Origin of the sequence: Mycobacterium sp. 852002-51152_SCH6134967, from assembly GCF_001667105.1 — a bacterium.
GTDB lineage: Bacteria > Actinomycetota > Actinomycetes > Mycobacteriales > Mycobacteriaceae > Mycobacterium > Mycobacterium neumannii_A.
Genome location: NZ_LZIK01000071.1, coordinates 23651 through 45862 on the forward strand (window position 1 = coordinate 23651; position 22212 = coordinate 45862).

General features: G+C 67.6%; 20 protein-coding genes and 1 pseudogene. 9 read left to right on the forward strand and 12 right to left on the reverse strand.

The window, feature by feature from the left end:
- Positions 1–46: 46 nt before the first annotated feature.
- The gene (locus A5790_RS24150) at positions 47–901 is read right to left on the reverse strand and encodes an adenylate/guanylate cyclase domain-containing protein (RefSeq protein WP_231987889.1); all 855 of its coding nucleotides are present in this window, start codon (positions 899–901) and stop codon (positions 47–49) included.
- Positions 902–1120: 219 nt separating this feature from the next.
- Here A5790_RS24150 and A5790_RS24155 point away from each other — a divergent pair, with 219 nt between their 5' ends.
- The 3 genes and pseudogenes from A5790_RS24155 (at position 1121) to A5790_RS24160 (ending at position 3375) form a co-directional block, all read left to right on the forward strand.
- Positions 1121–2134, forward strand: a complete 1014-nt coding sequence (locus tag A5790_RS24155; RefSeq protein ID WP_066850128.1) for an oxygenase MpaB family protein — start codon at positions 1121–1123, stop codon at positions 2132–2134.
- A gap of 127 nt (positions 2135–2261) precedes the next feature.
- Positions 2262–2306 (forward strand): annotated as a pseudogene (locus tag A5790_RS26560) (hypothetical protein); the annotation flags it as partial.
- A gap of 94 nt (positions 2307–2400) precedes the next feature.
- Positions 2401–3375, forward strand: a complete 975-nt coding sequence (locus A5790_RS24160) for an acyl-CoA dehydrogenase family protein (protein ID WP_369829818.1) — start codon at positions 2401–2403, stop codon at positions 3373–3375.
- Here the strand turns inward: A5790_RS24160 and A5790_RS24165 are convergent.
- Genes A5790_RS24165 through infC form a run of 4 tightly spaced genes read right to left on the reverse strand, consistent with a single transcriptional unit; the run spans position 3372 to position 5383 of the window.
- Positions 3372–4130 (reverse strand): RNA methyltransferase, encoded by a 759-nt coding sequence (locus tag A5790_RS24165; RefSeq protein WP_066850132.1) that lies wholly within the window; start codon positions 4128–4130, stop codon positions 3372–3374. The genes A5790_RS24160 and A5790_RS24165 overlap by 4 nt on opposite strands.
- Before the next feature lie 23 nt (positions 4131–4153).
- Positions 4154–4543: a 50S ribosomal protein L20 gene (gene rplT / locus A5790_RS24170; protein WP_064346258.1), complete on the reverse strand. Its 390-nt coding sequence runs from the start codon at positions 4541–4543 to the stop codon at positions 4154–4156.
- 37 nt (positions 4544–4580) lie between these two features.
- On the reverse strand, positions 4581–4775 hold the full coding sequence (gene rpmI / locus A5790_RS24175; protein ID WP_064395677.1) for a 50S ribosomal protein L35: 195 nt from the start codon (positions 4773–4775) through the stop codon (positions 4581–4583).
- 20 nt (positions 4776–4795) lie between these two features.
- A complete protein-coding gene (infC, locus tag A5790_RS24180) occupies positions 4796–5383 on the reverse strand; it encodes a translation initiation factor IF-3 (protein ID WP_082693995.1) in 588 nt (195 codons plus the stop codon).
- Positions 5384–5597: 214 nt separating this feature from the next.
- Between infC and A5790_RS24185 the strand changes: the two genes are divergently transcribed.
- The 3 genes from A5790_RS24185 to A5790_RS24195 all read left to right on the forward strand — a co-directional run bounded on the left by A5790_RS24185 (position 5598) and on the right by A5790_RS24195 (position 10811).
- Complete coding sequence (locus A5790_RS24185) at positions 5598–5978, forward strand: DUF1844 domain-containing protein (protein ID WP_066850135.1); 381 nt, start codon at positions 5598–5600, stop codon at positions 5976–5978.
- A gap of 43 nt (positions 5979–6021) precedes the next feature.
- Positions 6022–9336, forward strand: coding sequence for a bifunctional lysylphosphatidylglycerol synthetase/lysine--tRNA ligase LysX (gene lysX, locus A5790_RS24190; RefSeq protein ID WP_066850138.1), 3315 nt, complete (start codon positions 6022–6024; stop codon positions 9334–9336).
- A gap of 116 nt (positions 9337–9452) precedes the next feature.
- Entirely contained in the window at positions 9453–10811 is a 1359-nt protein-coding gene (locus A5790_RS24195) for an alpha/beta hydrolase family protein (protein WP_066850141.1), read from the forward strand.
- Positions 10812–10950: 139 nt separating this feature from the next.
- Here the strand turns inward: A5790_RS24195 and A5790_RS24200 are convergent, their stop codons facing one another.
- Positions 10951–11247: a DUF732 domain-containing protein gene (locus A5790_RS24200; protein ID WP_066850144.1), complete on the reverse strand. Its 297-nt coding sequence runs from the start codon at positions 11245–11247 to the stop codon at positions 10951–10953.
- A 116-nt stretch (positions 11248–11363) separates the two neighbouring features.
- On the opposite strand from A5790_RS24200, the gene A5790_RS24205 reads away from it, so the two are divergent.
- The gene (locus A5790_RS24205) at positions 11364–11681 is read left to right on the forward strand and encodes a hypothetical protein (RefSeq protein ID WP_066850442.1); all 318 of its coding nucleotides are present in this window, start codon (positions 11364–11366) and stop codon (positions 11679–11681) included.
- Here the strand turns inward: A5790_RS24205 and A5790_RS24210 are convergent.
- Positions 11675–12754 carry a hypothetical protein gene (locus tag A5790_RS24210; protein WP_066850147.1) on the reverse strand — a complete coding sequence of 360 codons (1080 nt, stop codon included), beginning with the start codon at positions 12752–12754 and terminating at the stop codon, positions 11675–11677. The genes A5790_RS24205 and A5790_RS24210 overlap by 7 nt on opposite strands.
- Entirely contained in the window at positions 12751–14055 is a 1305-nt protein-coding gene (locus A5790_RS24215) for a hypothetical protein (RefSeq protein WP_066850156.1), read from the reverse strand. The genes A5790_RS24210 and A5790_RS24215 overlap by 4 nt, the downstream gene beginning before the upstream one ends.
- 84 nt (positions 14056–14139) lie before the next feature.
- Between A5790_RS24215 and A5790_RS24220 the strand changes: the two genes are divergently transcribed.
- Positions 14140–14592: a hypothetical protein gene (locus tag A5790_RS24220; protein ID WP_066850159.1), complete on the forward strand. Its 453-nt coding sequence runs from the start codon at positions 14140–14142 to the stop codon at positions 14590–14592.
- Here A5790_RS24220 and A5790_RS24225 read toward each other — a convergent pair whose 3' ends face one another.
- From A5790_RS24225 to A5790_RS24235, 3 genes are read right to left on the reverse strand one after another with little or no spacing between them, the layout of a single operon-like run.
- Positions 14593–15801, reverse strand: a complete 1209-nt coding sequence (locus tag A5790_RS24225) for a CHAT domain-containing protein (protein ID WP_156656500.1) — start codon at positions 15799–15801, stop codon at positions 14593–14595.
- Positions 15783–17429, reverse strand: coding sequence for a hypothetical protein (locus tag A5790_RS26335; protein ID WP_369829817.1), 1647 nt, complete (start codon positions 17427–17429; stop codon positions 15783–15785). Before A5790_RS26335 ends, A5790_RS24225 begins: the two co-directional genes overlap by 19 nt.
- A 35-nt stretch (positions 17430–17464) precedes the next feature.
- Complete coding sequence (locus tag A5790_RS24235; RefSeq protein WP_064395685.1) at positions 17465–17938, reverse strand: lipoprotein LpqH; 474 nt, start codon at positions 17936–17938, stop codon at positions 17465–17467.
- A 120-nt stretch (positions 17939–18058) separates the two neighbouring features.
- Between A5790_RS24235 and A5790_RS24240 the strand changes: the two genes are divergently transcribed.
- Complete coding sequence (locus A5790_RS24240) at positions 18059–19216, forward strand: winged helix DNA-binding domain-containing protein (protein ID WP_066850450.1); 1158 nt, start codon at positions 18059–18061, stop codon at positions 19214–19216.
- 68 nt (positions 19217–19284) lie between these two features.
- Here the strand turns inward: A5790_RS24240 and uvrA are convergent, their stop codons facing one another.
- Positions 19285–22194 carry an excinuclease ABC subunit UvrA gene (gene uvrA, locus A5790_RS24245; protein ID WP_066850162.1) on the reverse strand — a complete coding sequence of 970 codons (2910 nt, stop codon included), beginning with the start codon at positions 22192–22194 and terminating at the stop codon, positions 19285–19287.
- Positions 22195–22212: the final 18 nt, after the last annotated feature.

Consider the following 22212-nt stretch of genomic DNA (forward strand, 5'->3'; position numbering starts at 1 on the left):
ATGGCCCTCGAACGCATGCCGAGGCCGGCGTACGCACCGCAGCCCGCTATTCCGCCGCGGGCTGGTCCTCATCGTCGCCAGCCTCCGGCGGGTGCCTGAGAGTCTTCAGTCGATACATGACGAGATCGGCCGGGACACCGTCATGTTTCGAGGCGAAGAGTTGCCTACGGAGGCGCTTGGCCTCGACTTCGAGCGAATCGAACTCCTCGGCGGGGATGCGGTCCAATGTGGTCTGCGACACCACCAGCTCTCCGCGGGTCGCGCGGTCCATCACGCGGGCCGCGATGTTGACGTCGACTCCGACCCAGTCCGACCCGATGCGCTGGGGATGGCCGGTGTGCACACCGACCCGCATCCGCGGCGTGAACCCGTCGACGTCAATGCTTTTCACCCCGTCGCGCGCGGCGATCGCGGCCCGCACCGCCGTCGTCGCTTCGAGGAAGACCGCCATGAGGCCGTCTCCCATGCGCTTGACGATCTGCCCGCCGGCCTCCAACAGGGGCGGCTCGGCCACCTGGGACACGCGGCGCAGCAGCCGCAGCGTGGCCTCGTCGCCGGCGTCGAGCGACCACGTCGAGAAGCCGACGAGATCGGTGAAGACAAGCGTCGCCTCGCGGTTGGCCGGTTTCCCGGACACGCGCTCGGTGAGGGCCTGCCACACTTGCAGCGCGCCGAGGCTCACCTCGCGGGTGGCGACGTTGTGCTGGAGCAGCCGATCGGCGGCGCGGGCGGCAGCGCGCGGCCCGCCCACCCCGTCGGCCGACAGGGGATCCCCGAACTCCGGATCACCCGGCAACGCGCGCCGCGTACGTCGCAGGAACGCGATGATGTTCTGGTTGCGATTGGTGTTCTTCAGCCAGCCCAGGGGCCCGGTCGACCGCTCGAACGGCTCGACATCCACGCCCGCCAGCCTATGCGGGCCGCTCGACGCCGAGCAATCTCCTCACGCGAAGCGGTCGTCCGAATGACGAAACCGGAGCCGTTGAAGCGGCTGGTCACGGGATTGTGGCGAGCCAGTAGCCGCTGCATAACGTTGTCCGGCGACGCGGCCCGCAAATCGTAGACAACGTTGGTTGTCAACATTATCGTGGAGTTCGACGCCGATTCAGCGAGGAATCAGATGACCGTGAGCAGCACCCCCAACCCCTTAGGTCCCGACTCGTTGACGTGGAAGTACTTCGGCGACCTTCGCACGGGATTGCTGGGTGTGTGGATCGGCGCCGTCCAGAACATGTATCCGGAACTGGGCGCGGGCGTCGAGGACCATTCGATCCTGCTGCGCGAACCGCTGCAGCGCGTCGCCCGCTCGGTGTATCCGATCATGGGTGTGGTCTACGACGGCGAACGCGCTTCCCAGACCGGCGAGCAGATCAAGAGCTACCACACCACGATCAAGGGTGTGGACACCGAGGGCCGGCGCTACCACGCGCTGAACCCCGAGACCTTCTACTGGGCGCACGCCACCTTCTTCATGCTGATCATCAAGACGGCCGAGTACTTCTGCGGCGGCCTGACCGAGGCCGAAAAGCGCCAGCTGTTCGACGAGCACGTGCAGTGGTACCGGATGTACGGCATGAGCATGCGGCCGGTGCCGGACAGCTGGGAAGAGTTCTGCGGATACTGGGACCGCAAGTGCCGCGAGGAACTCGAGATCAATCGCGCCACCCTCGACATCTTCTCGATCCGGATTCCCAAGCCCTGGTTCGTGTTGATGCCCACCGGGCTGTGGGATCAGCTCTTCAAGCCGATGGTCGGCGCGCAGCGCTGGATCGCGGCGGGCGTGTTCGACGACGCCCTTCGCGAGAAGGCCAACATGCGCTGGACGCCCGGGGACGAGGTGCTTCTTCGCCTGTTCGGCAAGCTGGTCGAATTCGCGTTCGTTGCGGTACCCGACGAAATCCGGTTGCATCCAAGGGCTTTGACTGCCTACCGGCGCGCCCAGGGCCGGCTTCCCTCCGACGCTCCACTGGTCGAAGCGCCTGCGTTCATGGCGCCGCCGAGCGATCGGCGCGGGCTGCCGATGCACTACGTCCCGCCGCGCAAGTCGCTGCTCGATCGGGCCGGGTCGCTGGTGCACACCACGTTCTCTTTGGCGGGGCTGCGTCCGGCCCGCGGACGCCATAAGGCAGCCTAGAGGGCATGCTCGAATGGTCTGATGTCGATCTCGCCGTGCGCGATGCCGTCCGCGAGTTCGTCGACAAGGAAATCCGCCCGCACGTCGATGCGCTGGAAAGCGGCGAGATGGAGCCCTACCCCATCGTCCGCAAGCTGTTCGCCACGTTCGGCATCGCCGACATGGCGCGTGAGTCGCTGAACAAGCGCCTGGCCCGGCTACGCGACGGCGGCGGTTCGTCGGAGAAGTCCTCGGGCGGCGGCATGTTCGGCGAGGGTTCCGGCGGCATGGGGTTCGTCGTGGTCAGCGAGCTGTGCCGGGTGTCGATGGGCGTCGTCACGGGCATGGGGGTCAGCCTCGGGCTGACGGTGCCGACGATCATGAGCCGCGGCACGCTGGCCCAGCAGGAACGCTGGCTGCCCGATCTGGTTACCTACGACAAGGTCGGCGCATGGGCGATCACCGAGCCCGACTCGGGCTCTGATGCCTTCGGCGGCATGAAGTCCTACGTCGTCCGTGATGGCGACGACTACATCCTCAACGGCCAGAAGACCTTCATCACCAACGGCCCCGACGCCGACGTCGTCGTGGTGTACGCGAAGCTCGACGAGGGCGACCCCAGCATCGACAAGCGCGACCGCAAGGTGCTCACCTTCGTGCTCGACCGCGGCATGGAAGGTTTCGTGCAGTCGAAGCCGTTCCGCAAGATGGGAATTCATAGCTCGCGCACCGGCGAGCTGTTCTTCAACAACGTGCGGTTGGGCCGGGACCGGTTGCTCGGCGAAACCGAGGACAACTCCGCCGGTGACGGGCGCGCCAGCGCACGGTCGAGCTTCAGCGCCGAACGCATCGGCGTCGCCGCGATGTCGCTGGGCGTGATCGAGGAATGCCTGCGGTTGTGCGTCGACTACGCCAAGAGTCGCACGCTGTGGGGTCAGGAGATCGGCCAGTTCCAGCTGATCCAGCTCAAGCTCGCGAACATGGAAGTGGCGCGGATGAACGTGCGCAACACTCTGTTTCGCGTGATCGAAGCGGCGCAGGACGGTGTGTCGATCTCACTGCCGGAGGCATCAGCGATCAAGTGGTACTGCTCACAGGCCGCCACCGACGTCGCGATGGAAGCGGTGCAGCTGTTCGGCGGCAACGGCTACATGACCGAGTACCGCGTCGAACAGCTTGCGCGCGACGCCAAGTCGTTGATGATCTACGCCGGCAGTAACGAGGTGCAGATCACCCACGTGGCGCGGGGCTTGTTGAGCTAGGAGCGGCGGTGCGCGCGTGCGCTCTGGTACAGGCAGATCGCCGCGGCCGCGGCCACATTGAGGCTCTCGGCGGCCCCCGGCATCGGGATGTGAACGCGATGCGTGGCCGACGCGGCCAGTTCTGCGGGCAGACCGTGGGCCTCCGGCCCGAACAACCACGCCGTCGGCTCGACCAGTGCGGCCTCCAGAGCGGGGCTGTCCAATGACATCTCGCCGTCGATGGTCGTCGCCAACACCTGCAGGCCGGCGCCGGCGAGTTCCGACACCGCCGAACCGGGATCGTCCTCGGTGACAACGGGAATCGAGAAGATGCTGCCCGCGGACGCGCGCAGGCACTTGCCGTTGTAGGGGTCCACGCTGTGCCCGGCGAACACGACGGCGTCCGCCCCCATCGCGTCGGCGATCCGAATCAGGGTGCCCGCGTTGCCCGGTTCGGAGATCTCGACCGCGACGGCGACCAGCCGCGGCGAGGCGGCCAAGACCTCGCCCAGCGACGTCTCCGGTGTCGCGCACACGGCGACCAGGCCGACCGGAGTCACCGTCTCCGACAACGCTTTGGCGGCGCGTTCTGTCACCAGGTGCACCGGGACATCGGCCAGCATCGCACCGAATCGGTGTGCGGCGTCCTCGGTGGCGAACACCTCGGAAACGAGTCCGCGCCGCAACGCCGCCTCGACGAGGTTGGGACCCTCGGCGAGGAAGCGTGCGGCGCGGCGTCGCCCGACGTGGCGGTGCAGTTTGACCGCTGCGACCACCCGGGCGGAGCGTTCGGTGAGCGTCAGGCAGCCTCGCCCGACGGCGCGTTCACGTCCTCGGGCAGTGCGCCCTTGGCGACCTCGACCAACGCGGTGAACGCCGCGGGATCGCTGACGGCGATCTCGGCGAGGTTCTTGCGGTCCACCTCGACGCCAGCGGCCTTCAGCCCCTGGATCAGCCGGTTGTAGGTGATGTCGTTGGCGCGGGCCGCGGCATTGATACGCGAGATCCACAGCTTGCGGAACTCGCCCTTGCGGGCGCGCCGGTCACGATAGGCGTAGTTGAGCGAATGCAGCTGCTGCTCTTTGGCCTTGCGGTACAGCCGCGACCGCTGCCCCCGGTAACCCTTGGAGGCCTTGAGGATTGTCCGCCGCTTCTTCTGGGCGTTGACTGCGCGCTTGACGCGTGCCATGGGAATGTCCTTCGTTCAGGTCGTACGTGTTCGTCGGTCAGCCGTTGAGCATCTTCTTGATGCGGGCGTTGTCGGCGGCCGACACCTCGGTGCGGCCGGCGAGTCGCCGGGTGCGCTTGCTCGGCTTGTGCTCGAGCAAGTGGCGGCGGTTGGCCTTCTGGCGCACGATCTTGCCGGTCCCGGTGCGACGGAACCGCTTGGAAGCGCCGCTGTGGGTCTTCGCCTTGGGCATAGGTCCTCTGCTCTGTTGTTCTAACTGTTTCGGTCGGGTGCTGCGGCCGGCTCTGCGGAGCCTTCGGCCTGTTGCGCCGCCTTGGCGCGAGTCTTCGCGCCGCGGTGCGGGGCCAGCACCATCGTCATGTTGCGGCCGTCCTGCTTGGCCGAGGTCTCGACGAAGCCGTAGTCGGCGACGTCGGCGCCCAGCCGCTGCAGGAGACGGAAGCCCAATTCGGGTCGCGACTGTTCGCGGCCGCGGAACATGATCGTCACCTTGACCTTGGACCCGGCCTCGAGGAAGCGGATCACGTGACCCTTTTTGGTCTCGTAGTCGTGCGGGTCGATCTTGGGACGGAGCTTCTGTTCCTTGACGACGGTCTGCTGCTGGTTCTTGCGAGACTCGCGCGCCTTCTGAGCCGTCTCGTATTTGAACTTTCCGTAGTCCATGATCTTGCAGACCGGGGGTTTGGCATCCGGTGCTACTTCGACGAGATCGAGATCGGCATCCGCGGCGACGCGGAGGGCATCTTCGATGCGCACGATGCCTACCTGTTCACCGCCCGGTCCGATCAGGCGGACTTCAGGTACGCGGATGCGCTCGTTGACGCGGGTCTCAGTGCTGATGGGGCCTCCTATGTTGTCCTCTAGGAGCCCACTCCGTCAGCTCTGCTCAACGAACAGAAAAGCCCTGCTCAAAGCAGGGCCCACAGCCGACCAGGACAGGCAATCTTTTGCCTGTGACCGGACCGCTGAGCCGGTATGGCCAGCGGTGGGAGGGGGACTCCACTTGCTGTCCCTGGCGTTTGCCGGGACGGTCGCGCATGCCAGTCTAGCAGGCATGACCGATGACCCGAACTCAGCTGACCCGGCCGGCCCAGGTGATCTGAACGGCACCGCCGTTCGTGAACTCGCGGAGATCCCCGCCGTCGAGGTGATCACCCGGTCGGCCGTGATGCTGATGAGCGCCGCCGCCGAGAAGCTCGGGCTGTCGTCCGACAATCCCGACGAGAGCCCGTACCGCGATCTCGACGAGGCCCGCCGGTTAATCATCGCGCTGGCCGGGTTGGTCACCGCGTCCGCGGAGTATCTCGGACCCCATGCCGGACCGGTGCGTGACGGCCTGAAGACGCTGCAGCTGGCCTTCCGTGAGGCCAGCGCATCGCCCGACGAACCAGGGCAAGGCCCCGGCGAGAAATTCACCGGACCCGTCTGGTCGTGAGTCGCCACCCATTTGGGGTCCCAACCGAATAATGTCGCGGCCTATGACCGTCGCTAGCCTGCCCGTTACCCGCCGCAGGTCGAGGTACTGGTGGGTGCCCGCGGCGGCGGGCTGGACGGTAGGCATCATCGCCACGCTCTCGTTGTTGGCGAGCGTCTCGCCGTTCGTGCGGTCGGTTATCCGGGTTCCGCGCGAGTTCGTCAATGACTACATCTTCAACTTCCCCGACACCAGCTTCGCCTGGGCGTTCGTGCTGGCGCTGCTGGCCGCGGCGCTGGCGGCGCGCAAGCGGATAGCCTGGTTGATCCTCGTCGCCTACATGGTGGGTGCGATCGTCTTCAACATCGCAGACCTGGTGTCCGGCGACGAGTCGGTGGTCGAGGAGATCGGCGAAGTCATCGGGCTGGCCTTCCACGTCGCCGCGATCCTGTTCCTGCTGCTGGCTCGTGGCGAGTTCTGGGCGAAGGTGCGCCGCGGTGCCCTGCTGAAGGCAGCGGTCGTGCTGGTCGCGGGGATGGCGATCGGCACCCTGATCGGATGGGGCCTGCTCGAACTGTTTCCGGGCACGCTGACCAGTGACGACCGGTTCTGGTATGCGCTGAACCGGGTCAGCGCGTTCGCGGGCGCCGACTCCTCGAACTTCACCGGTCATCCGCACGTCCTGATCAACGCTGTGCTCGGCCTTTTCGGCGCACTGGCCCTGATGGTCGCGGCGATCGTGTTGTTCCAGTCCCAGCGCGCCGAGAACGCGCTGACCGGTGAGGACGAATCCGCGCTGCGCGGGCTGCTGGAGTTGTTCGGCAAGAACGACTCGCTCGGGTACTTCGCGACGCGCCGCGACAAGGCGGTCGTGTTCGCGCCCAACGGGCGGGCCGCCATCACCTACCGCGTGGAAGTCGGTGTGTGCCTGGCGAGCGGGGACCCGGTCGGCGATCCCAAGGCGTGGCCGGCGGCGATCGAGGCGTGGCTCGCGTTGTGTCAGACCTACGGCTGGGCCCCCGGGGTGATGGGCGCGAGTTCGGCGGGCGCCGAGGCGTTCCGCGAGGCCGGGCTCAACGCCCTGCAACTCGGCGACGAGGCCATACTGTATCCCGACAGTTTCCGGCTGTCCGGGCCGGATATGCGCGCGGTCCGACAGGCCGTGACCCGGGCGCGGCGTGCAGGCGTGAGCGTGCGCATCCGCAGGCACCGCGACCTGGGCGCCGAGGAGATGGCCGACGTCATCGCCCGCGCCGAGGCCTGGCGCGACACCGAGGACGAACGCGGCTTCTCGATGGCACTCGGCCGGCTCGGCGACCCGGCCGACGGCGACTGCCTCCTTGTGGAGGCGGTCCAGAACGCGGGCGGGACAGACGAAGTCGTCGCCATGCTGTCACTGGTGCCCTGGGGCACCAACGGCGTCTCGCTGGACTTGATGCGGCGCGCACCCCACTCCCCCAACGGCACCATCGAGCTGATGGTCAGCGAACTGTGCATGCAGGCCGAAGACATCGGGATCACACGAATCTCGTTGAACTTCGCCATGTTCCGATCGGCGTTCGAACAGGGCGCTCAGCTCGGGGCGGGCCCGGTCGCCCGGCTGTGGCGCAGCCTGCTCGTGTTCTTCTCCCGATGGTGGCAGCTCGAGACGCTGTACCGCTCGAACATGAAATACCAACCGGACTGGGTGCCGCGTTACGCCTGCTACGACGACGCCCGACTGGTGCCCCGGGTCGGGGTGGCGTCGGTGATCGCCGAAGGATTTCTGGTGCTGCCCTTTTCGCGGCGTCACGAACAGCCGCACACCGGACACCACACGGCGGTGCCGCAGGATCTGATGGCGACCGGACTGTTGCACCACGACGGTACGGCCCCCGATCTCAGCGGGCTGGCGGCCGATCTGCCCGACGCCGATGAGCCGCGGCTGCCTGAACAGGTGCGAGTGCGCATGGCCAAGCTGAAGGCGCTGCAGGACAACGGAATCGATGCCTATCCCGTCGGTACGCCACCATCGCACACCATCGCCGAGGCGATCGAGGCCGACGACGACGTTTCGGTCACGGTGGCGGGGCGGGTGCTGCGCAGCCGCGACTACGGCGGCGTTCTGTTCGCCCAGTTGCGCGACTGGTCCGGCGAAGTCCAGCTGCTGCTGGACAACTCGCTGCTCGAATCGGCGACGACGGCCGACTTCACGCACGCCATCGATCTCGGCGACCTCATCGAGGTGTCGGGTACGATGGGCTACAGCAAGAAGAGCACCCGCTCACTTCTGGTCCGTGACTGGCGGATGATCGGCAAATGTCTGCGTCCACTGCCGGACAAGTGGAAGGGGTTGACCGACCAGGAAGCCCGTGTGCGCGCCCGCTACGTCGACCTGGCGATCAACACCGAGGCTCGCGACCTCATCCGCGCGCGCAGCGGCGTGCTGCATGCGATTCGGGAAACGTTGGTGGGCAAGGGGTTCCTGGAGGTCGAGACGCCGATCCTGCAACAGATCCACGGCGGCGCGAACGCCCGGCCGTTCCTCACCCACATCAACGCCTACGATCTGGACCTCTACCTGCGGATCGCTCCTGAGCTGTACCTCAAGCGGCTCTGCGTGGGCGGTGTCGAGCGGGTTTTCGAGCTGGGCAGGGCGTTCCGCAACGAAGGCGTCGACTTCAGCCACAACCCCGAATTCACTCTGCTGGAGGCGTATCAGGCGCATGCCGACTACAACGTCTGGATCGACGGCTGCCGGCAGCTCATCCAGAACGCCGCCGAGGCCGCCAACGGTGCCCAGGTGTTCTACCGGCCGCAGGAAGGCGGTGGACTCGAACCCGTCGACATCTCCGGTCAGTGGACGGTCAAAACCGTGCACGATGCGGTGTCCGAAGCCCTCGGTGAACAGATCGGCCCCGACACCGAACTGCCACGGTTGCGCAAACTGTGTGACGCCGCGGCCATTCCGTACCTGACGCACTGGGATGCTGGCGCGGTGGTGCTGGAACTCTATGAGCGGCTGGTCGAGGACCGCACCGAGGCGCCGACGTTCTACAAGGACTTCCCGACGTCCGTGTCGCCGCTGACCCGCCCACACCGCAGCATCCCAGGCGTCGCCGAACGGTGGGATCTGGTCGCGTGGGGAGTCGAACTCGGCACCGCCTACAGCGAACTCACCGATCCGGTCGAGCAGCGACGCCGGTTACAGGAGCAGTCGCTGCTGGCCGCGGGCGGCGATCCCGAGGCGATGGAACTCGACGAAGACTTCCTCCAGGCGATGGAGTACGCGATGCCGCCCACCGGCGGATTGGGCATGGGTGTGGACCGCGTCGTCATGCTGATCACGGGCCGCAGCATCCGCGAGACGCTGCCGTTCCCGTTGGCCAAGCCCCGTTGACAGCGAATCCGCGCGGTTGACAGCTGCCCCACAGCGCCCCACAAGGATTACCCGTCACTCTGTAGTTCGTGACATCGGCGACGCTGGCTCATGCGCTTCGTGGGCACCTGTCGTTGATGCATGGCTGGATTCCCACAGCGGTACAGGTAGCCGCCGCGATCGCGCTGATCGCTGCGATCGGCTGGCGAACACGTCGGTGGCGCCAGGTGTGGGTGCCGTGGGCGGCGCTGTGCGGCCTTGTGCTGACGGTGGCGACGTACGCCTTCTTTGCGTCGGAAGGACTTTCGGGCAACCCCGCACCACCTTCGCTGTGGGTGTGGGTGGGGCTCACGGGCGCCGCGTGCGCTGTGCTGGTCGCCGGCTGGCAAGGCGCCCGCTGGTGGCGTCGGGGCGTCTCGCTGATGGCGCTGCCGTTGTGTCTGTTGTCCGCGGCACTGGTCGTCAACCTATGGGTGGGCTACCTCCCCACCGTGCAAGCGGCGTGGAATCAACTGACCGCGGGACCGCTTCCTGACCAGACGGACGCGGCGACGATGCAGGCGATGCAGGATCGGCATCAGATCCCGGCGAAGGGCACGGTCGTCCCGGTGCACATCGCCGACACGGCCTCGGGCTTCCAACACCGCACCGAGCTCGTCTACCTGCCACCGGCGTGGTACGCGACCAGTCCCCCACCTCCGCTTCCCACCGTGATGATGATCGGAGGCGAGTTCAACACCCCGGCGGATTGGGTTCGTGCCGGCAATGCGGTCGCCACGGCGGACGACTTCGCCTCCGGGCACGGCGGGTACTCCCCGGTTCTCGTCTTCGTCGACGCCGGTGGCACGTTTCGCAACGACACCGAATGTGTCAACGGCAAGCGCGGTAACGCCGCCGACCATCTAACCAAGGATGTCGTGCCGTACATGATATCGACGTTCAAAGTCAGCTCCAGACAGGCGAACTGGGGAGTCGTGGGTTGGTCGATGGGAGGCACCTGCGCCGTCGACCTGGCGGTGATGCATCCCGATATGTTCGGGGTCTTCGACGACATCGCCGGCGACCTGAGCCCAAACTCGGGCACCAAGGATCAGACGGTCGAGCGCCTGTTCGGCGGTGATGCCGCAGCGTATGCGGCGTTCGACCCGACAACGGTGATCCGCCGGCACGGCTGGTATTTCGGCCTCACGGGCCGATTCGACGTCAACACGGCGGACGGCGCGCAGAAGGATGCGGCCGGCGTGCTGTCCGGCCTGGGCACGGCACATGGCATCACCTGCTCGGTGGTGGTCCAGCCGGGCGTGCACGACTGGCCGTACGCCGCCCATGCGTTCGCCACGGCGCTGCCGTGGCTGGCAAACCAACTGGGCACGCCGGGGTCCGATGCGACCCCTAGGCTGACCGCGGTCCGCGATGTCGGAACACCGACGCCACCGCCGGACGGGCCGCGTCAGCTTCCCGTTAGCAGCGACGCGCCGACCGGGAAGCCGAAGTAGCTGTCCGGCTGTTCGCGCGGGCCTGCCGCGAGGACGCTCCGGGTTGTCGAACGTCGCGGTAGGCAGCGAACCATAAGGGCAGCAGGCATTCCCGACAGTCGAGACCCGGAAGCGCCTGCGGGCGACCGCGTCGGAAAAGCTACGACGGACAGTACGACTGCGTTGCGGCACCGACGAAGAACCCGCTCTGGTCCAGGGTCCAGTTGGCCGGTTCGCTGATCTCGACCGCGACCTGTTCGGGCTTCTGCCCGGTGGCCACGTAGTCACATACCGCGTGGGCGAGGGTGATTGCGTCCTTGGGTGTCGAGAACGGGATTCCCTCTTCTTCGAGCACCGCGACGAAGATGTCGTCGGTCTCGTCGGCGAGGGCCGGTGCCGCTGTGCCCAGCGCCATGGCGACGCCGACAACCGCTGAGAAGATGATGGCGCCGCGCATGGTGGTTCCTTTCGCAGTGATAACGGCAAGACGCTACGCGCAGCGTTCGAGCAGCGCCGGACTTTCGTCAAAATTGTCACAACCGCCTCGGCCTGTGAGCGGGTAGCGTGGACGACATGCCGGGCGACACCACTCCGGAACACGATCAGCAACCCGCCGTCGAGGCCGAGGTCGTGGACCCGAAGCCCGAGTCCACCACGCCGGTCGAGCCCGTCGACAGCGGCTACACACCGGGTGGTGTGCCGACGTTCGACGCCGTGCGGGAGAAGGTGGAGACGCGCTACAGCACCGCGATCGGCGCCTCCGAGCTCGCGGCTGAAACCCCCGAGGGTCGAAGCGTCGCCGAGCAATACGACGAGCGCCAGCGAGCAGCGGCCGAGCGTCTCGAACAGATCCGCGAGCAGATGCGCAAACAGTCCGACGAATCTCAGTAGTCCGATTCGGCGGCGAGGATCTCGGCCAGGAACGCATCGGGGCCGGGTCGATCCATCCGCGACCGGGCAAACGCGCGGACCCGGTCGCGGGTGTGCGCCGACTCGTCGACATCGGCGCCCACCACCACCCTCGCGCCGCGCCAGTCATGGTTCCAGGCAACCGCTTCGGTGATCGGTGTCGCGTCGGTGTCGGCAACGGGAAACGACGCACGCCCGTCCGCCCCGAGTACGCCCGCCCCGCCGACGGCCCCTGACTCCAACCGCACCGCGATGCCGTGGGGCGAGCCCAGCCCCGTCAACTCCACCCCGACGAGCGCGCTCACACCGTCGTCGGCCGCTTCCACCGACCATTCGACGGTGTCCTCGGCGGCGTCGAAGACTCCCGGTGGTACGGCTGCCCAATTGAGCGAGGCGGTGCCGCCGGCGATGACCGCGGGACCTCGGGCTCGCGAATCCGCCCCTGCAGCAAGCGCATAGTCGGCGCGCCGACCGCTCACCTGGTCCGCATCGAGTGCGACCCCGACATCGTCGGCCACATCGCGACACAGCTCGATGAGCGCGGCCACCCGTGGATCACCTTCGTGCGCAGCAGCGTTCAGTGCCGCGGCATGCGGTGCAAGCAGATGGGCGATCTCCGAGTCGAAGGTGTCGTCGCCGAAGTAGTCCTGCGCCGCGGCCGTCAGCAGCGCGACTTCGGCATCCAGGAGCGCCCCGTCGAGCGTCGCGATCGCATCGCGTTGACTTGCCGGCCACCAGCGCCGCAGCCAGTGGCCGAGCGCGAGGCGGCGCAGCGGTTCGAGTGCATCGGGTACCAGGGCCACACCTGTCACCTCGACGCTGTCGACTGTGGCGCGGTCACCCAGCGCGGAGATCACCGCGTGGTGGCCGGCCTCGCCGACCACCCGCCACAACCAGTCCGCTCGCGCCGGATCGGTGAACGTGATCTGGGCATCCGTCGGCTCGTCGACCGTCCACGACAGCACCGCACCGCTGACTTCGAGAACGGCGACCACCGGAGCCGGGGCCACCAGCGGTCCCGTCGTCCACAGGCCCGAATCGGCCATCAGCCTCATCCCGCCACCTGCATCTCGAGCATCGTCTTGATCCGCTGGCGGTGGTCCAGGCTGACCGACCTCGCCACCCCTTCGAGCACCGCACGAACCTCGTCGACGTCGCCACACGGCTCCTGCCACACGTCGCGGCCGTGCAGCCGGGCCCACAACCGGCTCAGGTACGGGCGCGCGAACATCGCCAGCTCGTCGATCACCTGCTGCTGGCGCGGATGGATCGGCCCGTCGGCGGCCAGATAGCGGCGCGCATGCAGCACATATGCCTCTTTGCGGAGCCGCGCCTGAATCTGGCGGGCCAACTCGTAGCGGGGCACGGCGCCATCGGCCAGCGGCGCGAGATGCACCGCGACCTCGATTCCCGCGACCAGCGTGGCCTGCTTGTCCTCTCCTATCAGCCCCCACGGAGCGCACGCCCGGTCGACCTCTTCGGCGCACAATGTCGGCACATCGGGAAGTTCGTCGCGGTCCATAGCCCTTCGCAGCGTTGCGCGCACCCTGTCGATCACGCTGCGATTCAGGGGCCGGTCGTGGTCCGGCCCACCGATGATGCTCGGCTGCGGTTGTGGCTCAACAGAACTCAGGCCGAGATCGACGATCGACCATGGCAGCTCGGCCGGTCCGCTGCGCGCCTTGGCTCCGAGGTTGTACGGCGCGGCGTCGGCGATCAACGCCTGCCACACACGCTGCCGCGCGGCGGCGGCAGAGTGGCCGTCGGCGGGGCCGAGCACCGTGGTCAGTCCGGCCATGAACGGACCGGTGATATCGGTGCCCGCGCGAACATCTCGCCAACTGCGACTCAGCTGCCTCTCCAGTTCGGTGATGACCTTCTCGTCGGACACGAACCGGTTCAGTACTTCGATCGCGGTGCGGTCGCGTTCATCGTGTATCTCGCGCAGCACCTCCTCGGCGCCGGAACCATGTTGTGCGGGCGGCCCTTTCGTCACGGCCAGCTCGAAACACACCGGGAAGTACAGCTCTTGGGCATTGCCCGAGGTGATGCGCAACCGACGCCGCTCCCGTTTGAGGACGTCGAACCAGGCCGCGGTGTCCCGCAGTTGCGCACTGTGCCCGACGATCGCGTCGTACATCGCATCGGCCACATCGGGCGCCACGAACGGCGCCGAGAATTGGGTGTTCGATCGCAGCCGCAGGACCAGCGGATCGATGATCCGTTTCACCGTTCGCCGCAGCGGCCCGCCGTCCTCGCTGCTGAGCACCTCGACACCGGGCCCGATGGCGCGCCAGGCGCGGTCGATGACCGCCCGGCGCGGATGGGCGACGGCCACGGCCGTCCCGGTGCTCATCAGGACAGGATAGAAGTAGGTTCCGGTTGTGGACAGCAGGAAAGTTGGGTTCGGTAGCGGCGCGCCCGCCCGACCCTTGAGGTCATGTTCACTGCGCTGTTCGCGTTCGTCTGCATCGTTTACATCGGCACGGCCGCTTCGTTACTACCCGCCTGGAAGCTCTCCCGAGTGGATTGCGGTGAGGCCAACGAGCGCCTGGCCACGGCGGAGGACATCCTCGCCGCGCGAGCGGAGTTCGACCGGACGATGGTGCGCAAGGGCCTGCTCACCCGCGACCGACTCGAGTTGATCCGCAACGGCATCCGCTCACCGGCGGTCGTCACCGCAATGCGGCCGACCGGGCAGGCGCTCGAGGACTGCCGGGAAGTCGAACTCGATGTGATGGTCAAAAAGCCTGAAGGCGGGCAGTTTCCCGCCCGGGAGACCGCGTTGGTGCCGGCGTCCGCGCTGGTCAAGGTCTCCCCCGGCAGCGTCATCGACACCTACTACCGTCCCGGTGACGAGACCGCCGTGGCGATCTGCGTGGCGCCGGTGTGATCAGCGCGCGCCGTCAACGGCGAAGCTGGCCAGCGCCGCCCAATACAGCGGGCTGGCAGTCAGATCGCCACCGCGCCAGTCGCGCATCCGGTCCCGCTGCCAGCGGTTCACCGCCCGGCCGGCCTCGTCGGCCTCATGGGCGCGGTCGACGGCTACGATCGCCTCGCTCATCGGGTCGGCCTCGGATCCAGCGAACTGCCGGTAGCCCGCCGTCGTCGGCAGCGACCACAACGTGGCAGTGACCAATTGGGCCCCACCCAGGACCATCGCCGCCACCAGCCCACTGGCCTCGTCGAACTGATAGTCCCCGCCGGATGCGCACGCCAGCAGCGCAACCCGCGGAGGAAAGGGCAATCGCGCCGCCATGAGCTCACCCGCGGTGAGCGGTCGCTCTTCGGCGAGGTGCAGCGCCGCGCGGTCCGCGTGGCCGGCGTCGCCGTCGGCGGCGGTGGCGTGCCCGACGTAAACCATGCGACCGGGCCGGCGCGCGAGCTGACCGGCGAGCCAACCGCGGTCGGCGTCGGTACGCCGGAACAGCTCGGTGACGGCCGCCACGTCCGGCAGCACCGGGCGGCGGTCGGCGAGATCGGCGAAATGACGAGCCAGGGCGGTATCAGGCGACGGTTTGCCGAGCACGGAGCCCAACGCCGCGTCCGGACGCTGGCCGGGCACGCGCGGGTCGAGGACCAACAGAACGGGGTTGTCGCTTCTGTCGTTCCAATTCGCTGGTGCCCGCGGCGAATTGACGATATTGGGTGGCACGGCCATCATGACCTCGGCCAGTTCCATCAGCCGGATGCCGTCTTCCTCCGGCGCCGCCAGCAGACCCCAGGGGATTCTGGCCAGCCGCGCGCTCGGGGACACGAACAGCGTCGCGCGCGGTGACGCCGCATGCTCGACGAGCAGCTGCCAGGCGGCGGGGGCGATCAGTTGTGTGCCCAGTGCGCGCGCAAGCTCGATTTCGGCTGTGGGCGAGGCGAAGGCGCCTCGTGCGATCGCGCGGTCGAGTGCGTCACGACGGGTTTCGGTGCCGATGGGGTCGGGCAGCGCCTCGGCCAGCCGCTGTTCGGCTGCGACAAGGTCCGGCTGTTCGACCACCCAGGTGACGGTTCGCGACGGGTCTCCCACGACCCGCAGCCCGGCGTACGTCGCCACCCCGACGTCGGCGAACCGCAGGACGAGAGTCTTGGTCAGGGCCACGTGCACCACGCGGGCTCGTCCGCGGTCACGTCGCGGCCGTACCGCTCGGCTGCCAGGGCGCGGTAACGACCGATGATCGGCGCGGTGGCCGGGTCCATCACCAGCGGCGGCAACGGTCCGAGCCTGGTCAGCGACGCGCTCGCGGTGACCATCGGCCCGGCGGCGACCAGCGCGTACTCGTCGGCGGACTCCACGGGTACGGCCGCCGTCGCGGTGCCCGCCCAGTCCATAACGTCGGCGGAAGCGGGTTCGGCGGTGAAGGTTCCGCGCGCGCTGTGGTATTCGATGAGCTCGCTGACCAGTTCGGTGTTGCCCCACTCCCATGCGACGGCGAACGCGCCGGCGAGGATCGGAGCGGAAACGTAGGTTGCCCAACGCATTCGGGCGTCGGCGTCGGGAATCGCATATCGCACCGAGTCGACGGCCATCGCGGCGGGGAGTTTGAGTTCGGCGGCCTTCTGGAGCTTCTCCGCCGCGTGGACGGGATCGGCCAGTGCGTCGGCCCGCCAGATGTTGCCGAGCTGGTCGTCGAGGCGGGCGTACTGCAGCCAGCTGTGGCGGGGCCACGCGTCGAGCAGTTCACGAGCCTGTCCGACGCGCTCGAGTGCTGCGGCGAAGTCTCCGCGGAAGATGTCGACCCAGCTGCGCTGCAACAGGATCCGGTGGATGTGCAGGGGCTTCTCGATCTCACGCCAGTGCCGTTCGGCATGGCTGAGTCGTTCGTCGGCGTCGTCGAGCGCGTTCACGGAGATGCTGATCAGCCCGAAGTACAGCCAGCACCGCGAGACATCGTGTGCGCGAAGGTGTTCGGCGATGGCCGGATATGCCTCGTGGACCAACGTCTGCGCCTGCGGCCGGTCCCCCGCCGACCACGCCGCCGTCGCACGTTCGAGTTGGGTGCGCGCCACTGCGAGCCTCCACCCACGCGCCTCTGCGCGGGCCCCCGCCCGCCGCAGCCAGGGCTCGGCCGAAACGAGCCGGCCGGTCTCGACGCAGAACCTGCCATAGCCGGTGGCTCCCAGGACGAGGAGGTGATCGTGGTGTTCGCCACCGTCGCCGGGACGGTCGATCACGTCGATCACGCGCTCCCACAACGGGATTGACTTCACGTGCAGGTCGTCGTCACACAGCGCGACCGCACACAGGATCTCGGCGTAGGTGACCAGGAATCGGTGTTCGGTGGCGAGTTCGGCGACCGGCTCGTCGTCGGTCAGTGCGATCAACGCGGCCTCGGCGGTCTCATGGTCACCGTGCGCTGCGGCCAACCCGGTCTGCAGGAACTGCGCGCGCCGCGAGTACCGGCGCACCATCAGCTCGATCTCGGCCGTCGACGTCGTCACCTGTGCCGCGGCCTCGGGCTTGGTACCCGCGAGGATCGCCGAATAGGCGGCCAGGCATTCGCGCATCCGGTTCAGGCATTCCTCGGTGCCGTCGTATGCGGTGCGGACGAGGTAGATCTCGCCGAGCAGCGCGTACACCTCGAGCATCCAGTCGTCGCGGCCGGCCTGCTCGATCTGCGGCACCAGAGACAGCAGGAGATCCTTGGCCGCCTCCTCGTTGGCGGCGAATGCGAGGTGACGCGCACGCTCGAGGTCCGTGGGGATCGCCACCGCGCAATCATAGAAAGCGGCGGGCATGCCTGGCACGCCCGCCGCTTCAGGAGGTGGATCGCTCAACTGCAGTTGACCTTCACGGTGAACGGCTTGGTGATCGACCCTGCCATCGGGTTCGAGATGTCGGCGCCCGCCGCCTCGCCGGTGATGGTGTAGGTGTCGCCGTCGACCTTCACCTCGGCCGAACCGACCTTGGCACCCATGGTGTTGCTGACCGCGAGCGCGTTTCCGTCGACCACCATGCCCAGCGACTCCACCTTCGGATTCGCCTCATCGCTCATCACGATGCCCAGGCCCTGCTGGCCGCCGATCGCGCCGCTGGCGACGTTGATCCGGCCGCCCTGCTTCACGCAGGTGACGGTGTTGAGGTCCAGGCCTTCGAGATCCTTGCCGTCGACCTTCACCTCCGTGCTGCCGCCGCTGCTCACGCCCGCCGCGCTGGCCGCGGGGGCACTTCCCTTGTCGTCCGAACAGCCCACCAGCACGGTGGCGCCGGCGACCAGTCCGATCAGACCCACAACAACGCGATTCATCGATCTACCCTTCGTTGGGACGTCGCCCCGATGGCGCCCGTCATGGCGGTAAGTCAAAACCGCACCGGTCGCTACCGATCCCAAACTTCTGTCGGCGCCCACCGGTACGGTTCGCAGGCGATGCGCAGATTCACGGTCGACGAGCGGCGGGCACGGCTGGCCCGTCGACACTTCCTCTGTGCGCCTGCGGACTCCGTCGGCGCCGTCGTCCACGGTGTGCTCGGGCTGCATGCGACCGATCCGGCCAGCCCGTACCTGTCGCTGTGGGCGCGGCTGGCGGGGTTCGCCGTCGCCGATCTGGACACCGAACTCTACGAGCGGCGCACGCTGGTCAAACATCTCGCGATGCGCAGGACGCTGTGGACCGTCCACGCCGGCGACATGCCGCTGATCCAGTCCGCGGCAAGCGATCGGGTCGGCGACACCGAGCGTCGCCGACTCATCGCCGACGCGCAGAAGGCCGGTGTCTGCAACGATGGCGACGCGTGGCTCGACGCGGCCCGCACGGCGGTCCTTACGCATCTGAGTAAGCATGGGGCGACGAGTGCGAAGGACCTGCGCGAGTCGCTGCCGGAGTTGGCAGGGTCGTGGGATCCAGCCCCGGGTAAGCGGTGGGGCGGCGAAACCCCGTTGGCACCGCGCATCCTGACCGTGCTGGCGGTGCGCGGCGACATCATGCGCGGCCCCAACGACGGGAAGTGGACGACGTCGCGACCCCGCTGGATTGCCAGCGCCGAGTGGATCGGCACCGCCGGTGCCGCCGACCCGCAGACGGCCCGCTCCGAGGTCGTGCGCCGCTGGCTTGCCGCATTCGGCCCGGCCACCCTGACCGACATCAAGTGGTGGTTCGGCAACACGGTGACCTGGGCGCGAGAAGCGTTGCGGGACATCTGCGCGGTCGAGGTCGACCTCGACGGCACACCGGGTTTCGTCCTACCCGACGATCTCCACGCGGAACCCGAACCCGAACCGTGGTGCGCACTGCTGCCCGGTCTGGACGTCACGACGATGGGCTGGTTCGACCGCGACTGGTACCTCGGACCGCACCGGGCGCAGGTGTTCGACCGGAACGGCAACGGCGGTCCCACGGCATGGTGCGACGGCAGGATCGTCGGTGCCTGGGCTCAGGACGGTGCCGGGCGGGTCGAGCTGCGGTTGCTCGAGGACGTGGGTCGCTCGGCGCAGGGCCGGTTGCGCGAGCGCGCCGACCAGCTGACCGAGTGGCTCGACGGAGTACGGGTCAGCCCGCGGTTCCCGTCGCCGCTTTCGAAGGCTTAACGCCGAAGCTGAAGATCTGCACGAGATTTCGCTGAATTCTCGAACACAAGCTCAGTTTCGACGGGTGGTCAGGCGCTGACCTTGCTGCGTTTGGCGTTGCGCGCCTTGGGTTTCGGCCGTTCGACGCCCAGACACTCGGCGAGGAAGTGGCCGGTGTAGCTGTCGGGATTGGCGGCGACGTCCTCGGGTGTCCCGGACGCGACCAGGGTGCCGCCGCCCGCTCCGCCCTCGGGCCCCATGTCGACGATCCAGTCCGACGTCTTGATCACGTCGAGGTTGTGCTCGATGACGATGACCGTATTGCCTTTGTCGACAAGTCCGTTGATGACCTTGAGCAGCTTGCGGATGTCCTCGAAGTGCAGACCGGTGGTCGGCTCGTCGAGGATGTACACCGTGCGCCCGGTCGACCGCTTCTGCAGCTCGGAGGCCAGCTTCACGCGCTGGGCCTCACCACCGGACAGCGTCGGGGCCGGTTGGCCCAGCCGCACGTAGCCCAGACCGACGTCGACGAGCGTCTTGAGGTACCGGTGTATCGAGGTGATCGGGGCGAAGAACTCGGACGCCTCCTCGATCGACATGTCGAGGACCTCGGCGACGGTCTTGCCCTTGTAGTGCACCTCAAGCGTCTCGCGGTTGTACCGGGCGCCGTGGCACACCTCGCACGGCACGTACACGTCGGGAAGGAAGTTCATCTCGATCTTGATGGTGCCGTCGCCGGAACACGCCTCGCAGCGACCGCCCTTGACGTTGAAGGAGAACCGCCCCGGTTGATACCCGCGCACCTTGGCCTCGGTGGTGGCCGCGAACAGCGTGCGGATCTTGTCGAAGACGCCGGTGTAGGTGGCGGGGTTGGACCGCGGTGTGCGCCCGATCGGGGACTGGTCAACCCGAACGAGTTTGTCCAGCTTGTCCAAACCCGTGACCCGGGTGTGGCGGCCCGGCACCTGCCGGGCACCGTTGAGCTTGTTCGCCAGCACTGATGCCAGGATGTCGTTGACCAACGTCGACTTACCCGAGCCCGAAACACCGGTGACCGCCGTCAGCACGCCGAGGGGAAAGGACACGTCGATCTCGCGCAGGTTGTGCTCGCGGGCGCCGACGACCGTCAGCAACCGCTTCTTGTCGACCGGCCGCCGGATCGCCGGCACCTCGATCTCTTCCTTGCCCGAAAGATAGGCGCCGGTAAGCGATTCCGGGTTCTTCAGCAGCTCGTCGTAGGGCCCGCTGTGCACGATCTGACCGCCGTGCTCCCCCGCCGCGGGACCGATGTCGACGACCCAGTCGGCGTGGGCGATCGTGTCAAGATCGTGCTCGACGACAATCAGCGTGTTTCCCAAATCCCGCAGCCGGACGAGCGTGTCGATCAGCCGGCGGTTGTCCCGCTGATGCAGCCCGATCGACGGTTCGTCGAGCACGTAGAGCACCCCGACGAGGCCCGACCCGATCTGGGTGGCGAGCCGGATGCGTTGCGCCTCACCGCCGGACAGCGTGGCGGCGGCCCGCGAGAGCGACAGGTAGTCCAGTCCGACGTCGAGCAGGAAGCCCAACCGTGACTGGATCTCCTTGAGCACCTGACCCGCGATGGCCTGCTCGCGTGCGCCCAGCGTCAACGCGTTGAGAAACTCCGAGCATTCGGCGATCGACAGCTCGGCGACCTCGGCGATGGACTTCGGCCCGAACTCCCCTGCGGTCAGGGTCACCGCGAGGATTTCGGGCTTGAGCCGCGTGCCCTCACACTCCGGGCAGGGCACATCGCGCATAAAGCCTTCGTAACGCTCCTTCATCTGCTCGGAGTCCGTCTGCTCCATCCTGCGCTGCAGGAACGCCATCACGCCCTCGAAATCGGCGTAGTACGAACGGGTTCGGCCGTAACGGTTCTTGTACCGCACGTGCACCTGCTCGTCGCAGCCCTCGAGGATCGCCCGGCGCGCCTTGGCGGGCAGCTTCCTCCACGGCGTGTTGACATCGAACCCGAGCGCGTCACCGAGCCCCGCCAGCATCCGGGTGAAGTACTCCGCGGTCTGCCCCATCGACCAGGGCGCGATCGCCCCCTCGGCCAGGGTCAGGTCCGGGTCCGGCACCACCAGTTCCGGATCGACCTCCTTGCGGATGCCCAGGCCAAGACATTCGGGGCAGGCGCCGTAGGGCGAGTTGAACGAAAACGAGCGCGGCTCGAGATCGTCGACGGCCAGCGGATGTCCGTTGGGGCAGGCCAGCTTCTCGGAGAACCGCTGTTCGCGGTGCGGATGGTCGTCCTCGCGGTCGACGAACTCCAGCACGACGATGCCGTCGGCCAGATTCAGCGCCGTCTCGATCGAGTCCGTCAGCCGCTGCTTGGCGCTCGCCTTCACCGTCAGGCGGTCGACGACCACCTCGATGTCGTGTTTCTCCTGCTTCTTCAGCTTCGGCGGATCGGTGAGCGGATACACCACACCGTCGACGCGCACGCGGCTGTAGCCCTGCGTGTTCAGCTTGTCGAACAGGTCGACGAACTCGCCCTTGCGGGTGCGCACCACCGGAGCGAGCACCTGGAAACGCAGGCCCTCGTCCATCGCCAAGACCTGGTCGACGATCTGCTGCGGCGTCTGGCGGGCGATGCGCTCACCGCAGATGGGGCAGTGCGGGGTGCCCGCGCGGGCGTACAACAGCCGCAGGTAGTCGTAGACCTCGGTGATGGTGCCGACCGTCGACCGCGGGTTGCGGTTGGTCGACTTCTGGTCGATGGACACCGCAGGCGACAACCCCTCGATGAAGTCGACGTCGGGTTTGTCCATCTGACCGAGGAACTGGCGGGCGTAGGCCGACAGCGACTCGACGTAACGGCGCTGGCCCTCGGCGAAGATCGTGTCGAAGGCCAGTGACGACTTCCCCGAACCCGAGAGGCCGGTGAAGACGATCAGCGCGTCACGTGGTAAATCAAGATCGACACTTCGCAGGTTGTGCTCGCGCGCACCCTTGACGACAAGGCGGTCAGCCACCCGGTTTTTCCTCCCGCA